Annotated in this window: 14 protein-coding genes; 10 read left to right on the forward strand and 4 right to left on the reverse strand. The window is 67.4% G+C overall.

The genetic code is table 11. The annotated features are described in order from the left end of the window. Positions 1-354: 354 nt before the first annotated feature. Positions 355-1,566 (reverse strand): tyrosine--tRNA ligase, encoded by a 1,212-nt coding sequence (tyrS, locus tag ABR323_RS08115; RefSeq protein ID WP_439448920.1) that lies wholly within the window; start codon positions 1,564-1,566, stop codon positions 355-357. A 167-nt stretch (positions 1,567-1,733) separates the two neighbouring features. Here tyrS and ABR323_RS08120 point away from each other — a divergent pair, with 167 nt between their 5' ends. Then, positions 1,734-3,206 carry a M23 family metallopeptidase gene (locus tag ABR323_RS08120; protein WP_135272048.1) on the forward strand — a complete coding sequence of 491 codons (1,473 nt, stop codon included), beginning with the start codon at positions 1,734-1,736 and terminating at the stop codon, positions 3,204-3,206. A 65-nt stretch (positions 3,207-3,271) separates the two neighbouring features. Next, positions 3,272-4,399 (forward strand): anhydro-N-acetylmuramic acid kinase, encoded by a 1,128-nt coding sequence (locus tag ABR323_RS08125; RefSeq protein WP_439448921.1) that lies wholly within the window; start codon positions 3,272-3,274, stop codon positions 4,397-4,399. A gap of 72 nt (positions 4,400-4,471) precedes the next feature. On the opposite strand, the gene ABR323_RS08130 is transcribed toward ABR323_RS08125, so the two are convergent. From ABR323_RS08130 to ABR323_RS08140, 3 genes are all read right to left on the reverse strand, one after another. Next, a complete protein-coding gene (locus ABR323_RS08130; protein WP_032972567.1) occupies positions 4,472-4,702 on the reverse strand; it encodes a hypothetical protein in 231 nt (76 codons plus the stop codon). Positions 4,703-4,780: 78 nt separating this feature from the next. Further along, a complete protein-coding gene (locus ABR323_RS08135; RefSeq protein WP_135272046.1) occupies positions 4,781-6,154 on the reverse strand; it encodes an AmpG family muropeptide MFS transporter in 1,374 nt (457 codons plus the stop codon). Beyond that, positions 6,151-6,951, reverse strand: coding sequence for an exodeoxyribonuclease III (locus ABR323_RS08140; protein WP_439448922.1), 801 nt, complete (start codon positions 6,949-6,951; stop codon positions 6,151-6,153). Before ABR323_RS08140 ends, ABR323_RS08135 begins: the two co-directional genes overlap by 4 nt. A gap of 162 nt (positions 6,952-7,113) precedes the next feature. Here ABR323_RS08140 and pyrE point away from each other — a divergent pair, with 162 nt between their 5' ends. The 8 genes from pyrE (at position 7,114) to ABR323_RS08180 (ending at position 16,580) form a co-directional block, all read left to right on the forward strand. Beyond that, positions 7,114-7,773, forward strand: coding sequence for an orotate phosphoribosyltransferase (gene pyrE, locus ABR323_RS08145; RefSeq protein ID WP_439448923.1), 660 nt, complete (start codon positions 7,114-7,116; stop codon positions 7,771-7,773). 19 nt (positions 7,774-7,792) lie between these two features. Further along, positions 7,793-8,455: a hypothetical protein gene (locus ABR323_RS08150; protein ID WP_439448924.1), complete on the forward strand. Its 663-nt coding sequence runs from the start codon at positions 7,793-7,795 to the stop codon at positions 8,453-8,455. A 174-nt stretch (positions 8,456-8,629) separates the two neighbouring features. Continuing rightward, positions 8,630-8,722 (forward strand): potassium-transporting ATPase subunit F, encoded by a 93-nt coding sequence (locus ABR323_RS08155; protein WP_012509821.1) that lies wholly within the window; start codon positions 8,630-8,632, stop codon positions 8,720-8,722. Positions 8,723-8,734: 12 nt separating this feature from the next. After that, complete coding sequence (gene kdpA, locus ABR323_RS08160; protein ID WP_439448925.1) at positions 8,735-10,444, forward strand: potassium-transporting ATPase subunit KdpA; 1,710 nt, start codon at positions 8,735-8,737, stop codon at positions 10,442-10,444. A gap of 10 nt (positions 10,445-10,454) precedes the next feature. Beyond that, complete coding sequence (kdpB, locus tag ABR323_RS08165; RefSeq protein WP_439448926.1) at positions 10,455-12,527, forward strand: potassium-transporting ATPase subunit KdpB; 2,073 nt, start codon at positions 10,455-10,457, stop codon at positions 12,525-12,527. Then, entirely contained in the window at positions 12,524-13,174 is a 651-nt protein-coding gene (kdpC, locus tag ABR323_RS08170) for a potassium-transporting ATPase subunit KdpC (RefSeq protein WP_439448927.1), read from the forward strand. Before kdpB ends, kdpC begins: the two co-directional genes overlap by 4 nt. A gap of 51 nt (positions 13,175-13,225) precedes the next feature. After that, a complete protein-coding gene (locus ABR323_RS08175; protein WP_439448928.1) occupies positions 13,226-15,886 on the forward strand; it encodes an ATP-binding protein in 2,661 nt (886 codons plus the stop codon). Next, positions 15,867-16,580, forward strand: a complete 714-nt coding sequence (locus ABR323_RS08180; protein WP_439448929.1) for a response regulator transcription factor — start codon at positions 15,867-15,869, stop codon at positions 16,578-16,580. Before ABR323_RS08175 ends, ABR323_RS08180 begins: the two co-directional genes overlap by 20 nt. Positions 16,581-16,665: the final 85 nt, after the last annotated feature.

Below are 16,665 nucleotides of genomic sequence, written 5' to 3' on the forward strand. Positions count from 1 at the left end.
TTGGGAAGTGGCCTCAGCGCCGTTCCCGTGTGCTGCGAAGTTTCCTTCGTAGCGAGCCGCCCATTATGCCAGACTTTTTCAGTCCGTCAACACCTTCGTTCGATCATCTCGTTCGGCGGTGGTGGTGGGCGCCCTGGTGTCGCTGAAGCCCCTTGGTGGCGCCCCCTGCGACGGGGGAGGAGAAGTATGTCCCCATTTCCATCGTTTGTGAAGGGGGTGTGGCGATTTTTTTCAACGGATGTTGCATCCGTTCATCCGTCGCGCTGCGGGAGGATCCCGCGAAGAGCAGCCAAGCGTGGGCTTGGCTCTACAAGAGCATAAGGAAGGGCCGGCTGCGCCGGCCCTTCCCTGGTGTCAGGCAGCGACCAGGCGCACGCGGGCGAAGGTGCGCTTGCCGACCTGCAGCAGGCCTTCGAAGCCCGGCTGCAGCACCTGCTGGCCGTCTTCCACTACTTCGCCGTCGACCTTGACCGCGCGCTCCTTGAGCTTGCGGTTGGCTTCGGAATTGCTCGGGGTCAGGCCGGCGGCGGTCAGCAGTGCGGCGATACGCAGGCCTTCGGCCGGGATCGCCACGTCCTGCAGCGGCAGCTGGGTGATGTCGCCCTGCCCGGTCACCGCCGCTTCCCAGCCGGCAATGGCCTGCTCGGCCGCCGCAGCGTCGTGGAAGCGGGTCGCCAGTTCACGCGCCAGGCGCAGCTTGACCACACGCGGGTTCAGGCCGCTATCGGCCACCTGTTCGCGCAGCTGCACGGCTTCGGCCTGGCTGATGTCGAAGGACAGCAGCTCGATCCAGCGCCACATCAGGGTGTCGTCCACCTTCATGGTCTTGGTGACGATGTCGATGGCCGGTTCGCTGATACCAATGTAGTTGCCCAGCGACTTGGACATCTTGTTGACGCCGTCCAGGCCTTCCAGCAGCGGCATGGTCAGCACCACCTGCGGCTTCTGGCCGTGGTGTTCCTGCAGGCCACGGCCCATCAGCAGGTTGAATTTCTGGTCGGTACCGCCGAGCTCGACGTCCGCCTCCAGGGCCACCGAGTCGTAACCCTGCACCAGCGGGTACAGGAACTCGTGGATGGCGATGGACTGCTGGGCGGCATAGCGCTTGGCGAAGTCGTCGCGCTCGAGCATGCGCGCCACGGTGTGCTGGCCGGCCAGGCGGATCATGTCGGCCGCGCCCATCTTGCCGAACCACTCCGAGTTGAAGCGCACTTCGGTCTTCTCCCGGTCCAGCACCTTGAAGACCTGCTCTTCATAGGTACGGGCGTTGGCCAGCACGTCCTCGCGGCTCAGGGGCTTGCGGGTCAGGCTCTTGCCGGACGGGTCGCCGATCATGCCGGTGAAGTCGCCGATCAGGAAAATGACCTGGTGGCCGAGGTCCTGGAACTGGCGCAGCTTGTTCAGCAGCACGGTGTGGCCCAGATGCAGGTCGGGCGCGGTGGGGTCGAAGCCGGCCTTGATCCGCAGCGGGCGGCCTTCCTGCAGGCGCGCACGCAGATCCTCAAGCTTGAGGATCTCGTCGGCACCACGGCCGATCAGGGCAAGGGCTTCTTCAATCGAGGACACGTGACTACTCCCGGCTACGCCGATTCTTGTGTGGGGTGTTAAAGCAAAGTTAACCCGATTGGCTTCACAAAAGCCAATGGGCACAAGGGTTTGACGCGGTTTTCTCAGGTGTCTATGGTAACCGGCGATCAGGCCCGCGCTCCCGGGCTGCCAGGAAAGAACCGCCGATGCACAATTCCGAACAAGGGCGCGCACGCAAGCAGCGCTTCCAGGAACGCCTCCACGTCCTGCACGACAACGCCCTGCATCGGAAGCTCAGGCAACACCTTCCCGCCGCCTTCAGTGAGCGCTGGACCCGTCGCCACTGGGTGCACGCCAGCCTGTTCGCGACCATTGGCGCGCTGGTGGCAACGATCGTCCCCGGCTTCTCGCACACCATCGACGCGCCCTTCGCCGACAGCCATACCAGCCTGGCGCTGCCGTTGCCGCCGCTGACCATGGCCCGCCAGCAGCAGGTGCCCGGTGACAGCTGGCAGGTGCTGCGGGTGCAGCGCGGCCAGACCCTGAGCGACCTGTTCGACAAGGCCGGCATTCCGGCCACTACCCTGCACCGGGTGCTGGACCATCCCGGTGCACGCGAGGCGTTGACCAGGCTGCGTCCGGGCGCCGAGATCGCCTTCGACATGCCGCTGTCCGGCGACCTGCGCAGCATCCGCTTCGACCGCGATGCCGACAACCGGGTAGAGCTGAGCCTGGCCGGCGATGACATCAAGGAGAAGGTGACCCAGCGCGAGACCTCCACGCGCACCGTGGTCACCAGCGGCGAGATCACCAGCTCGCTGTATGCCGCGGCCCGACGGGCCGGGCTGTCGCCGTCGGCGATCGCGACGATGACCGACGACATATTCAAGTACGACATCGACTTCTCCAAGGACCTGCAGCCGGGCGACCGCTTCAGCGTGGTGATGGACGAGACCTGGCGCGAAGGCGAGAAGGTGGATACCAGCAAGATCCTGGCGGCGACCTTCACCACCGGCGGCAAGACCTATTCCGGCTTCCGCTTCGATCGCAACGGGAAGGCCGAGTACTACGACATCAACGGCCGTTCGCTGAAGAAGAGCTTCATCCGCATGCCGATCCCGTTCGCGCGGCTGAGCTCGACCTTCGGCGCGCGCAAGCACCCGGTGCTGGGCAAGATGCGCATGCACAAGGGCGTGGACTACGCCGCGCGCACGGGTACCCCGATCATGGCCGCCGGCGACGCCCGCGTGCAGTTTGCCGGCGTGCAGCGCGGTTACGGCAACGTCGTGATCCTCGACCACGGCCGCGGCCACACCACCCTGTACGGGCACATGTCGCGCTTTGCGAGCATCAAGACCGGCCAGCGCGTGGCCCAGGGCACGGTGATCGGCTATGTCGGCTCGACCGGCCTGGCGACCGGCCCGCACCTGCACTACGAATTCCGCGTCAACGGCGAGCATCGCAATCCGCTGACCGTGACCATGCCGCCGCCGGAGCCGCTGAAGGGCGCCGAGCTGGTCGCCTTCCGCTCGCAGACTGCACCGGCAATGGCGCGCATCCAGGGCATGGAGAAGCTGATCTACGCCGATGCCAGCCCGGCACCGACCAGTCGCGACGAAGCCGCCCCCGAAGTCGCCAGTGCCAAGGACAAGCAGGCCACCGGCCGCAAGCGCGGTTGAGCCCCTGCGTTGACGAAGAAGGACGCGGCAGCCCAAGCTTGCCGCGTCCTTTTTTTATGCCTGCCATGAACACGACTGCCGACAGCGACGCCCCCCTGTACCTTGGCCTGATGTCGGGCACCAGCGCCGACGGCATCGACGCCGCGCTGGTGCAGTTCCCCGCCGGCGGTGGCTGCCGCTTCGTGCATGGGCTGACCGCCCGCTGGGAGCCGGTGCTGCGCACGCGGCTGGTGGCACTGGGCGAAGGCGGCCCACTGGATTCACTGGAAGAACTGGGCGAGTTGGATGCGCGGATCGCCATCAGCTTCGCCGCGGCCGCCAATCAGCTGCTGGCCGAGGCCGGGGTGGACCGCAGCCAGATCCGCGCGATCGGCTCGCACGGCCAGACCGTGCGCCATCGCCCGCTGGCCGACCCCGCCTTCACCGTGCAGCTGGGCGACGGCAACCGCATCGCCGAGCTGACCGGGATCACTACGGTCTGCGACTTCCGCCGCCGCGACGTAGCAGCCGGTGGCCATGGCGCGCCGCTGATGCCGGCCTTCCATGTAGGCATGCTGGGCACAGCCGACGAAGACCGCGCGGTGCTCAACCTGGGCGGCATCGCCAACGTGACCCTGATCCCGCGCGAGGGCGCGGTGCGTGGCTTCGATACCGGCCCGGCCAATGCGCTGATGGATGCGTGGTGCCAGCGCCACACCGGCCGCACCTTCGATGCCGACGGCGCCTACGCCGCCAGCGGCGCGGTGGACGAGGGCCTGCTGGCCGGCTGGCGTTCGGACCCGTGGTTCGCGCTGCCGCCGCCAAAGAGCACGGGCCGCGAACAGTTCCACCTGGCCTGGGCCGAGGCGCACATGGGCGAAGGCGAGTACGCCGCCGCCGATGTGCAGGCGACGCTGCTGGAGCTGACGGTGGCCACGGTGGCCGACGCGCTGCTGACGCAGCAGCCACAGACCCGGCGCCTGCTGGTCTGTGGTGGTGGCGTGCGCAACCGGCAGCTGATGAAACGGCTGGCGGCGCGGCTGCCGGGAGTGCAGGTGGAGTCCAGCGCGGTGCATGGGCTGGACCCGGAGTACGTTGAGGCGATGGGCTTTGCCTGGCTGGCGCAGCGGACGATGGACGGGCTGGCCGGCAACCTGCCGAGCGTGACCGGGGCGAACGGCCCGCGGATCCTGGGCGCGATCCACCTGGCGTGAGGTGGCGCGATCCACGCATGGCGTGGATCTACCGGGAACGGCAGTCGAGCATGGCTCGACTCCACAAAGGTGCTAATCGAAGCCCTGCCCTGCGGGCAGCGCCTGCAGGGCCGCGATTGCATCGGACAGGGCGTCCACTTCGGGATCACCGAAGCCGGAGCGGACTTCCAGTTCACTGCTGAACAAGCCCTGCTCCAGCAAGGCCTCGCAGGTCTGTTCATGGGTCCATCCGCGGGCAACCGCGACCCGTCGGATGCGTTCCAGCAGCAGCGGGTCCAGGTCCCGCAGCACAACGTCGGCCATGCTCACTTCCCCGTTCGCAAGGCACCGCCCCCTCGGCGCGTCGGGGGCGATGATCCCGCAGACGGGGCGGTCAGGCAATCAGGTCGAGCTGGCGGCCTGGCGACGACGCTGCTGCAGGATCAGCAGAGCGCAGAGGATCACCACCGGGATCGCCACCAGCGCGGTACCGACGAAGAACAGCGCGTAGCCTTCCAGCAGCGTCCGGCCCTGTGCGAGCGTCTGTACCGACCACCCCGAGAGCCCCTTGAGCGCCTTGCCGGGCATCGCGTAGAACGAACTCAGCAGCGCGTACTGGGTTGCGGTGTATCCGATGCTGGTCAGGCTCGACATATAGGCGATCAGCGCCGTACCGGCGAAACCGCTGGCGAAGTTGTCGATTGCCATGGCCACGGCGAAATGGGTCGTGTCCGGGCCCGAATAGGCCAGCCAGGCAAACGCCAGGTTGGAGGCCGGACCCAGCACGGCACCCACCATCAGCGCCGCCAGCACGCCCCAGCGCACCGAGACCAGGCCCGCCGCAGCAATACCGACGAAGGTCGCGACCAGGCCCACCGAGCCACGTACTGCGCCAACGGTGTCCTCGTCCAGACCGAGATCGACGTAGAACGGGTTGGCCATCGGTCCCATGACGAAGTCGGCCATGCGATAGACGCTGATGGCCACAAGGATCAGGATCGCGCCGCTGCGATGCTCGCGGACAAAGGCGATGAACGGCCCCGCCACGGCGTCGAACAGTCCGCGCGGCGTCCACAAGGAAGTCGCCTGTGCCTGCACTGCAGCCACTTCCCGCGCGGGTTCACGGGCCATGACCACAGCCACCACTCCAAGCGCCATCAGCACGGCCATGATCTCGTACGAGACCTGCCAGCCAACACGCGCCGCGATGATCAGGATCAGCGCGTCGGTGACCAGCAGTGCGGTGCGGTAGCCCAGCGCCGAGGATGAGGTCAGCAGTCCAAGCTGCTCGCTGTTGTCGGCACTTTCAATCCGCCAGGCATCGATGACGATGTCCTGGGTGGCCGAAGCAAACGCCACGATCACGGCCATCACGCCGAACACGACGATGTGCTGCCATGCGATACCCAGGAACTGGATCTGACCGCCCTTGGGCTGGACAAGCGCCATGCCGATCAGGCCCACCACCACAACCAGCTGCGACAACAGCATCCAGCCCCGTCGGCGGCCAAAGCGGCCGAACAGAGGCACGTCGGTCTTGTCGACGATCGGTGCCCACAGGAACTTCATGGTGTAGGCGAGGCCGACCCATGACAGAAAACCGATCGTGCTCAACTCGATGCCTTCCTTGCGCATCCAGAAGCCGAGCGTGTTACCCACCAGGTAAATCGGCAGGCCCGAGCTGAAACCGAGCAGCAGCATTGCCAGCACTTTGCGCTGGCTCAGGTTGGACAATACCCGCTGCCACGGCCGGCGCGGCTTGGCCGCCTCAGTCACAGGTCGTAGTCCACGATGAACGGCGCGTGGTCGGAGAAGCGCTCGTCGCGGTAGATCGAGCAGCTGCGCAGGCGGTCACGCAGACCCGGGGTGATGAACTGGTAGTCGATGCGCCAACCGACGTTGTTGGCACGGGCCGCGCCGCGGTTGCTCCACCAGGTGTAATCCTCGCCGGTGGGATTGAGCAGGCGATAGGCATCGGCCCAGCCGCGGCCGGTGGCGACGTCGGTGGCCTGGCCATGGTCGGCGCACAGGGCGTTGAGCCAGTCGCGCTCTTCGGGCAGGCAGCCGGAGTTCTTCTGGTTGGATTTCCAGTTCTTGATGTCCAGCGCGGAACGGACGATGTTCCAGTCGCCGCACAGCACGTAGTCGCGGCCGCTGCGTGCCCATTCCTCGAGGATTGGCCGCAGCCATTCCATCACTTCGAACTTGAAGCCCTGGCGCAGGTCGCCCGAGCTGCCGGACGGGATATAGAAGGAGACCACGCTGAGGTTGCCGTAGCGTGCCTCGATGTAGCGGCCTTCGTCGTCGAATGGGGCCCAGCCCAGCGAGGTGATGACCTGGTCCGGCTCGCGCTTGCTGTAGATCGCCACCCCGCTGTAGCCCTTCTTGGTGATGGCATCGCGGTAGAAGCAGTGGTGGCCGTCCGGGCGGAACATCGGGTCGGACAGCTGGTCTTCCTGGGCCTTGGTTTCCTGGATGCACAGGACGTCGGCGTCCTGGGCACGGAACCAGTCGAGGAAGCCCTTGGTCGCGGCGGAACGGATGCCATTGGCGTTGAAACTGATGATGCGCATGCGGGGGACCTACGGCGGGAAACCGGGCAAGCATACCGGTTGCCTGCCGGGCTGCGCAGTCCGCCGGGCACCGCCCGGGCGCCCCTCAGGAGGGGCTGGACGAGCGCGAAACGCCCAGCTGGATTAGGATTTGTGCTCCAAATGAAGATGAATCGAGTTTTGATGAGCGACCACCGTCACCGTTTCCTGCAGCTGGCCCTGACCGCCGACGCCCTGCGCTTCGGCCAGTTCACCCTCAAGTCCGGCCGGCTGAGCCCCTATTTCTTCAATGCCGGTCGTTTCGACTCCGGTTCGCTGCTGTCGCAGCTCGGCGCGTGCTACGCCGATGCCATCGACACCACCGGCATCAAGTACGACGTGGTGTTCGGCCCGGCCTACAAGGGTATTCCGCTGGCCACCGCGATGGCCTGCGAGCTGGCCCAGCGTGGCCGTGACCTGCCGCTGTCGTTCAACCGCAAGGAAGCCAAGGCCCACGGCGAAGGCGGCCAGCTGATCGGCGCCGACATGAACGGCAAGCGCGTGTTGATCGTCGATGACGTGATCACCGCTGGCACTGCGATCCGCGAAGCGCTGGGCATCATCCGCGACGCCGGTGGCACCCCGGCCGGCATCGTGGTGGCGCTGGACCGCCAGGAGATCGCCTCGGAAGCCGATCGCCGTTCGGCGGCGCAGTCGGTGGCCGAAGAGGCCGGCATTCCGGTCATCGCCGTGGCATCGCTGGCCGACCTGCTTGATTTCGCCTCCGGCAACCCGGAACTTGTGGGGTACCGGCAGCCGCTGGAAGCCTACCGGGCCCAGTACGGCGTCCGTTCGATCCGCTGACCGACCCAGGGGAAAGGTCATGTCCCGAGTTCCTGCTGTTCTCTTTGCCGGCCTGCTGCTGGCCGTGCCGTTCACCGTGCCGGCGCAGTCGCGCGACAGCGGCAAGGCGGAAAAGAAGCTGTACTGCTGGAACGAGGGCAAGGAGCGGATCTGCAGTGATTCGCTGCCGGCCGATGCGGTCAACCACGCCCGCGAGGAGTTCAACGCGAACAGCGGCCTGCGCAATGCGCAGGTCCAGCGCGCGTTGACCGACGAGGAACGCGCCGCTGCCAGCACGGTGGCGCAGCAGCAGCAACTGGACCTGATGGCCACGCAGACACGCCAGCGTACCGAGCAGGCGATGCTGGCCACCTATGGCAGCGAGGACGACCTGCGCCGGGTCTTCGCCGAGCGCCAGGAAGTACTCGACAACAACCTCAAGACCGCCGAATACAACGTCACCAGCCTGCGTGAGTCGCTGGTGGCGCTGCTGTCGGCTGCGGGAGACCGCGAGCTGGCCGGCGGCAAGGTGGCTGACAAGCAGGCCGAGGCCATCCGCAAGCGGCATGTGCAGCTGCAGGCGCAGCAACGCCTGCAGGCCGGGTTCCTGCAGCAGCAGCAGGCGTTGAAGGCGGAGATCGACAGCAGCCTGCAGCGTTATCGCGAGTTGAAGGGTGTGGCGCCGGCTGTCCCGGCGGGCTGACGACGCCCCTGCCGCCGGGCATGGCCCGGCGCTACCCGGGGCCTGGTTACGGGTTTGCACACGGAATTTATGCACTCTTTACGCGTCGGCCCGGTCCGGCGCGTAGTGCGTTTATGGGGGGCAGGACGACGATGACGGCCTGAGGTGGAGGGGTTCCACCAGGACGCTATTGCAATGTCCCCCTGGCTGTCGTTGTTGTGTGGCGTCGTGGTGCTGGTCGCCGCCGCCTATCTTCTTTATGTCGTGCTGCGGCCCGAGTCGTTCTGAGCGGAGACTGCCATGACTGAGATTCTTGCCATTCTTGCCGCCAGCGTACTGCTGGCCTGGCCGTTGGGCCTGTACCTGGCGCGCGTGATGCGCGGCACGCCGATGAAGGTCGACGTGCTCTTCCACTGGATCGAGAAACCGCTGTACAGGGTGTTCGGCGTTGACCCATCGCGCTCGATGTCCTGGCGTGGCTACGTGCTGGCCTTCGTGCTCAGCAACGTGGTGGTGGCGGTGCTGACCCAGGCGGTATTCATGACCCAGGCCTGGTTGCCACTGAATCCGGACCAGATCCCGAACATGCGCTGGGACACCGCGCTGCACACGATGATCTCGTTCCTGACCAACACCAACCAGCAGCATTACTCCGGCCAGGCGCAGCTGTCCTACTTCTCGCAGATGACCGGTATCACCGGCCTGCAGGTGGTGACGCCGATGATGGGCCTGGCGCTGGCGGTGGCCACGCTGCGGGCACTGTTCGCGCGTGCGCCGCAGGCTGCGGCGGCCACCGGCAGCGGCGATGACCGCCAGGTGGCGGTGGGCAACTACTACGTGGACGTGGTGCGCCTGTGCGTGCGCTTCCTGTTGCCGCTGTGCCTGGTCTGGACGCTGCTGCTGACCAGTCAAGGCGTGCCGTCGACGATGGCCGGCGGGCCGCAGGCTACGCCGATCGATGCCAGTGCCGGCATGGCCGAGCAGAAACTGCCGCTGGGCCCGGTGGCGGCGATGGTCGCGGCCAAGCAGCTGGGCGCCAATGGTGGCGGCTGGTACGGCCCGAACAGCAGCTTCCCGCTGGAGAACCCGACGCCGGTTTCGAACGCGCTGGAAATCGTCGGCATTCTGCTGGTGCCGATGGCGGTGATCTTCATGATCGGCGCGTTCACCGGCCGGCGCCGTTTCGGCGTCCTGGTGTTCAGTTGCATGCTGGGCATGTCGCTGCTGTCCACCGGCGCGATGGTGTGGAGCGAAGGGCATAGTGCCAGCGCCACCACACCGCTGCTGATGGAAGGCAAGGAGGTACGCTTTGGTGCCGATGGCACCGCGCTTTGGGCGGCGGTAACCACCCAGGTGTCCAATGGCTCGGTCAACGGCATGCACGATTCGCTGAGCCCGTTGAGTGGCGGCCTGGCGATGGTCAACATGCTGGTCAGCGCGATCTGGGGCGGCATCGGCTGTGGCCTGCAGCAGTTCATCGTGTACCTGCTGCTGGGCGTGTTCCTGGCCGGGTTGATGACCGGGCGTACGCCGGAACTGTTCGGCCGCAAGCTGGAGACACCCCAGGTGCGCCTGCTGGCCCTGCTGGTGCTGCTGCAGCCGATCACCCTGCTGGTGTTCACCGCGATCACCCTGGCGGTGCCCGGCCTGGCCGGTACCTCCAACCCGGGCTTCCATGGCATCAGCCAGGTGTTCTACGAGTACGTCTCGGCCTACGCCAACAACGGCTCGGGCTTCGAAGGGCTGGGTGACGCCACGCTGTGGTGGAACCTGAGCTGCTCGCTGGTGCTGCTGCTGGGCCGCTTCCCGCTGCTGATCATCCCGCTGGTGGTGGCCGCACAGCTGGCCGCCAAGCGCCAGGCACCGGAGTCTGCCGGCAGCCTGCAGATCGAAACCCCGACCTTCGCCCTGACCCTGGTCTCGGTGATCGTCATCCTGACCGTGCTGCAGTTCATGCCGGCGCTGGTGCTCGGCCCGATCGCCGACCACCTGAGCCTGGGACTGCACTAAGGACACCCTGATGAGTACCCAAGCAAGTTCCACCCGTAGTTCCCTTGCTCCGCGCCCTGCCCTTCTGGATGGCGCCGGCCTGCGCCGTGCGCTGATCGAAGCCGTGCGCAAGCTGTCACCGATGCATCTGGTGCGCAGCCCGGTGATGGCCGTGGTGATGGCCGGTACGATCGTCGCCGCGATCGTCACCCTGACCGGCAATGCGCCGCTGGGCTTCGGCCTGGCGGTGACCGTGATCCTGCTGGTGACCGTGTTGTTCGGCAACTTCGCCGAAGCGGTGGCCGAGGCACGCGGCCGTGGCCAGGCCGCCTCGCTGCGGCGTGCCCGCCAGGATCTGGTGGCGCGCCGCCTGTCGGCGCCGCAGCCGGGGGCGGCCGAAGCCCAGGTGCCGGCCGCCGAGCTGCGCCCGGGTGACCATGTAATCGTCAGTGCCGGTGAACTGGTGCCGGCCGATGGCGAGATCGTGCAGGGCCTGGCCACCATCAACGAAGCGGCGGTGACCGGTGAATCGGCGCCGGTGCTGCGTGAGGCCGGCACCGACCGTTCCGGCGTGATCGGCGGCACCAAGGTGCTGTCCGACCAGATCATCGTGCGGGTGACCGCCGAACCGGGCCACAGCTTCCTGGACCGCATGATCGCGCTGGTGGAAGGCGCCAACCGCCAGAAGACCCCGAACGAGATCGCGCTGACCCTGCTGCTGGCGGCGATGACGCTGACCTTCCTGGTGGTGGTGGCAACGTTGCCGGCGATCGGCGCTTCGGTGGGCGTCAAGGTCGATCCGCTGCTGCTGATCGCGCTGCTGGTGTGCCTGATCCCGACCACCATCGGCGGGCTGCTGCCGGCCATCGGCATCGCCGGCATGAACCGTGCGCTGGCTGCCAACGTGCTGGCCAAGTCGGGCAAGGCGGTGGAAGTGGCCGGCGACGTCGATGTGCTGCTGCTGGACAAGACCGGCACCATCACCTACGGCGACCGCCAGGCCAGCCATTTCCACCCGCTGGCCGGGATCGATGCCAGCCAGCTGCGCGAAGCAGCACTGCTCTCTTCGCTGGCCGACCCGACCCCGGAAGGCAAGTCGATCGTGCGCCTGGCGCGTGAGCAGGGGTGCGCCACAGCCGAACCGGACCATGCCGAGTACCTGGCCTTCAGTGCGCAGACCCGCATGTCCGGCGTGGATCTGGCCCAGCCTGGTCAGGAGCCCGGCCGGCAGATCCGCAAGGGCGCGGCCGATGCGATCCGTGCCCACGTGCAGGCGCTGGGTGGCAGTGTGCCGGCTGAACTGGCCGGGCGTGTCGAGCAGGTCGCACGCAATGGTGCCACCCCGCTGGTGGTGGCCGAGGGTCGCCACGTGCTGGGCGTGATCGAGCTGTCGGACGTGGTCAAGCACGGCATGCGCGAGAAGTTCGCGCAGTTGCGGGCGATGGGCATCCGCACGGTGATGATCACCGGTGACAACCCGCTGACCGCCGCCGCCATCGCTGCCGAGGCCGGCGTCGACGATTACATCGCCGAGGCCCGCCCGGAAGACAAGCTGGCACGCATCCGTGCTGAACAGGCTGGCGGTCGCCTGGTGGCGATGGTGGGCGACGGCACCAACGATGCACCGGCGCTGGCCCAGGCCGACATTGGCCTGGCGATGAATTCCGGTACCCAGGCGGCGAAGGAGGCCGGCAACATGGTCGACCTCGATTCGGACCCGGCCAAGCTGCTGGCGGTGGTGGAAGTGGGCAAGCAGCAGCTGATCACCCGCGGCGCGCTGACCACCTTCTCGCTGGCCAACGACGTGTCCAAGTACTTCGCGATCCTGCCGGCGCTGTTCGCCGCTGCCGTGCCGACCATGGCCGCATTGAACGTGATGCAGCTGTCGAGCCCGCGCAACGCGGTGCTGGCGGCGCTGATCTTCAACGCCCTGGTGATTCCCGCCCTGATCCCGCTCGCCCTGCGTGGCGTGCGCTTCCGCCCGGCCACCGCAACGGCGCTGCTGCGCCGGAACATGCTGGTGTACGGCCTCGGCGGCGTGCTGCTGCCGTTCGCGGCGATCAAGCTGATCGACCTCCTTCTTGTCCTGGTATTCGGCGCATGAACCGTTCTGCTTCCACTACGTCATCCCTTTCGCGCGAACCGAAGGTCGAGGCCCACGTGGCCAGCCTGCAGGACGGCGCCAGCTGGCGACCGGCGATCGGCCTGGGGCTTGCCACCCTGCTGCTGGCCGGCGCGGTCTACGCCGGCATCGCTACCGGCTTTGCCGGTCTGGCCTACCCGACCCAGGCCGAAGGCAGCCTGCTGCGCGATGGCAACGGCCAGGTGCGTGGCTCGGCATGGCTGTCGCAGCCGTTCACCGGCGATGGCTATTTCCAGGCACGGCCGTCGGCGGCCAACTACGACCCGATGGCCGCGGCCGGTTCCAACATGGCGCGCAGCAACCCGGCCCTGGCCGAACGGGTTGCCGCCAGTACTGCCACGGTGGCCGCACGCGAAGGCGTTGCGCCTGCACAGGTACCGGCGGACCTGGTCACCCAGTCCGCCGGTGGTCTGGACCCGCAGCTTTCCCCGGCTGCAGCGCAGTTGCAGGTAGCTCGTGTCGCGCGTGCCCGTGGCCTGCCGGTGGAACAGGTGCGGGCACTGGTGCAGGCGCATACCGAAGGGCGCCAGTGGGGCCTGTTCGGCCAGCCGCGGGTGAACGTTGTGACGCTCAACTTCGCGTTGGACCATGCGCCCAAGGCACCGTGATGCCGGCCTGCACCGGCTGCGCGCACAATGGCAGCCATGACAGCGGCACCCATGACTGATGCGCGTACCCGCCAGGCCGATGCCCTGGTTGAAGGCCTGCAACGCGAAGCCGGCGGCAAACTGACGGTCTTCCTCGGTGCAGCGCCGGGCGTGGGCAAGACCTACACCATGCTGACCCGCGCGCAGGAACAGCTGCGCCGCGGTGTCGATCTGGTGGTGGGGCTGGTGGAAACCCATGGCCGCGCCGATACCCAGGCACTGCTGGAAGGCTTGCCGCAGCTGTCACTGAAGGACGTGGCCTATCACGGCCACGCCCTGCAGGAGATGGACCTGGATGCCGTACTGGCGCGGCATCCAGCGCTGGTGCTGGTGGATGAACTGGCCCATCGCAATGCACCGGGCAGCCGCCACGAGCGGCGCTGGCAGGATGTGATGGAGCTGCTGGATGCCGGCATCGACGTCTGGACCACGGTCAACATCCAGCATCTGGAAAGCCTCAACGATGTGGTGATGCGGATCACCGGCGTGCGTGTGAGCGAGACCGTGCCGGACGGCGTGCTCGACCGCCTGCATGACATCGTGCTGGTCGATCTGCCGCCGCGCGAACTGATCGCACGCCTGCAACAGGGCAAGGTCTATGTGCCGGAGCAGGCCGCGCAGGCACTTCAGGCGTTCTTCTCGCCGGCCAACCTGACCGCGCTGCGCGAACTGGCCATGCAGGAGGCGGCCGACCGCGTCGACAACAGCCTGCGTGAAGCACGTGCCGCACGCGGCGAGAGCAACCTGCCCCTGCGTCGCGGCGTGCTGGTGGCCATCGACGGCGGTGGCCAGAGCGAATACCTGGTGCGCGTGGCGCGGCGCATCGCCGAACGTCGCGACGCGCCGTGGACGGTGGTGACCGTGCAGGGCCGTCGCCAGGACGAGGCGACCCGGCGCGAGATCGATGCCGCCTTCGCGCTGGCACGGCGCCTGGGTGGCGAGGCCGAACTGCTGCATGGTTCGAGCATTGCCGATGCCCTGCTCGACCACGCCGCACACAATGGTGTCTCGACCTTGGTGCTGGGCCGCACCCGCGAACGGCCGCTGGCGCGGATGTTCAACCGCACCCTGACCCAGCAGCTGATCCAGCGCGGCGCACACTACGAGATCACCATCATCAGCACCCCGCAGGCGCGAGCGCGCTCGCGCCGCGAGGGCCTGCTGCCACCGATGCGCGGCATCAGCTACGAGCCGGCACAGGCACTGATCGCCACTGCACTGGCCTGTGCGGTGGCATGGCTGGCCGAACGCTGGGTGGGCATGGCCGACCTGTCGATGGTGTTCATCGTGGCGGTGGTGCTGGTAGCCGCACGCACCCGCGCCAGTGTGGCGGTGATGGCGGCGATCCTGTGCTTCCTCGCCTACAACTTCCTGTTCATCGCGCCACGCTTCACCTTCGCCATCGGTGCACGCCAGGGCGTGATCACCGTGTTTCTGTTCCTGGCCGCCGCATTGGTGGCTGGACGCCTGGCCTCGCGACTGCGCATGCAGGTGATCGCGCTGCGTGCAGCCAACCGCCATGCGCGTGCGCGCCAACAGCTGGGGCGTCAGTTGGCCAGTGCGGCCGGCAATGGCGAAGTCGCGCAAGCGGGCAGACTGGCGCTGGAACAGGCGATGGATGTTCCCGCGTGGCTGCGGATCGGCACCGACACCGCGGCCGGCGGCCGCAGCCAGCCCGGCGATACCGACCTGGCCGCCGCCGACTGGGCGCTGCGCCACGGCCAGCCCAGTGGGCGCTTCACCGATACGCTGGCCGGCGCGCAGTGGTGGTTCCTGCCATTGCTGGATGGCGAGGATCGTGCGATTGGCGTGGCCGGCCTGTACCTGCCCGGCACGCAGGCGCGTCTGTTACCCGAGCAGCGCCAGCTGGCCGAGGCGATGGTGGACGATATCGCCCAGGCCGCGCTGCGCACCCGGCTGGTGGCCGAGCTGGAACAGGCGCACGTGAGCAACGAGACCGAGCGCCTGCGCTCTGCCCTGCTCTCTTCGGTATCGCACGATCTTCGTTCGCCACTGGCAGCGATGATCGGCTCTGCCGACAGCCTGGCCAGCTACGGCGCGGCCATGGATCTGGCTGATCGCCGCGCATTGCTGGACACCATCCTGGTCGAAGGCGAGCGCCTGGACCGCTATATCCAGAACCTGCTGGACATGACCCGGCTGGGCCATGAAGGCCTGAAGATCAACCGCGACTGGATCGGTGTGGATGAGTTGATTGGTTCGGCCGCGCGGCGCCTGCAGCGCTACCAGCAGAACGTGCGACTGGAGCTGGACATTCCAGCAACGCTGGCGCCGATCTGGGTACATCCGGCACTGGTCGAACAGGCGGTATTCAACGTGATGGAGAACGCGGCCAAGTTCTCGCCGCCCGATGCCGCCGTGCAGGTACAGGCGCGCGAACTGGACGGCCAGCTGCGTATCGATGTGATCGACGCCGGCCCCGGCATCCCCGATGACGAGCGTGCGCGCATCTTCGACATGTTCTACAGCGTGGAACGCGGCGATCGCGGCCGCCACGGCACCGGCCTGGGCCTGACCATCTGCCAGGGCATGATCGGCGCGCATGGCGGCAGCGTGCAGGCGCTGCCCGGACGCGACGGTCGCGGTACCCTGATCCGCATCACCCTGCCCCTGCTCAAGCCAGCCTCCCACGATGAGTCCGACCCCGATTGATGCCAGCGTCCCGGCCGCGCGCGTGCTGGTGATCGACGATGAAACCCAGATCCGCCGGTTCCTGGATATCAGCCTGCGCGCACAGGGTTACCAGGTGCGGCAGGCGGCCACAGGCCAGGAAGGCCTGCAGATGGCGGCCAGCGAAGACATGGACCTGGTGATCCTGGATATCGGCCTGCCCGACATGGAGGGCCACGAAGTGCTGCAGCAGCTGCGCGAGTGGAGCCAGGTGCCGGTGATCATGCTGACCGTGCGTGCCGGCGAGACCGAGAAGGTGCGCGCACTGGACAATGGCGCCAACGACTACGTCACCAAACCGTTCGGTACGCAGGAGCTGATGGCGCGGGTACGAGCGCTGCTGCGTACGCGCAGTGTGCCCAGTGACGGCACGCCGCCGGTATTCGACGACGGCCACCTGCATGTGGACCTGGTGCGCCGCGAGGTTACGCTGGATGGTGAGCCGGTGGCACTGACCCGCAAGGAGTACGCGCTGCTGTCGCTGCTGCTGCGCAACGCGGGGCGCGTGGTGACCCAGCCGCAGATCCTGCAGGAAATCTGGGGGCCGACCCACCAGCACGACACCCACTACCTGCGCATCCTGGTCGGCAAGCTGCGGCACAAGCTGGGCGATTCGGCGCTGGATTCGCGCTACCTGTTCACCGAACCGGGCGTGGGACTGCGGTTCAAGGGGTGAGGCGTGCCGACCAACGGTCGGCACCCACCAGAGCGGTGATATGGCGGCGCCTACCCGACAAGTAGATCCACGCCATGCGTGGATG

This window comes from Stenotrophomonas sp. ATs4 (genome assembly GCF_051861585.1).
Classification (GTDB): Bacteria; Pseudomonadota; Gammaproteobacteria; order Xanthomonadales; family Xanthomonadaceae; genus Stenotrophomonas; species Stenotrophomonas maltophilia_AS.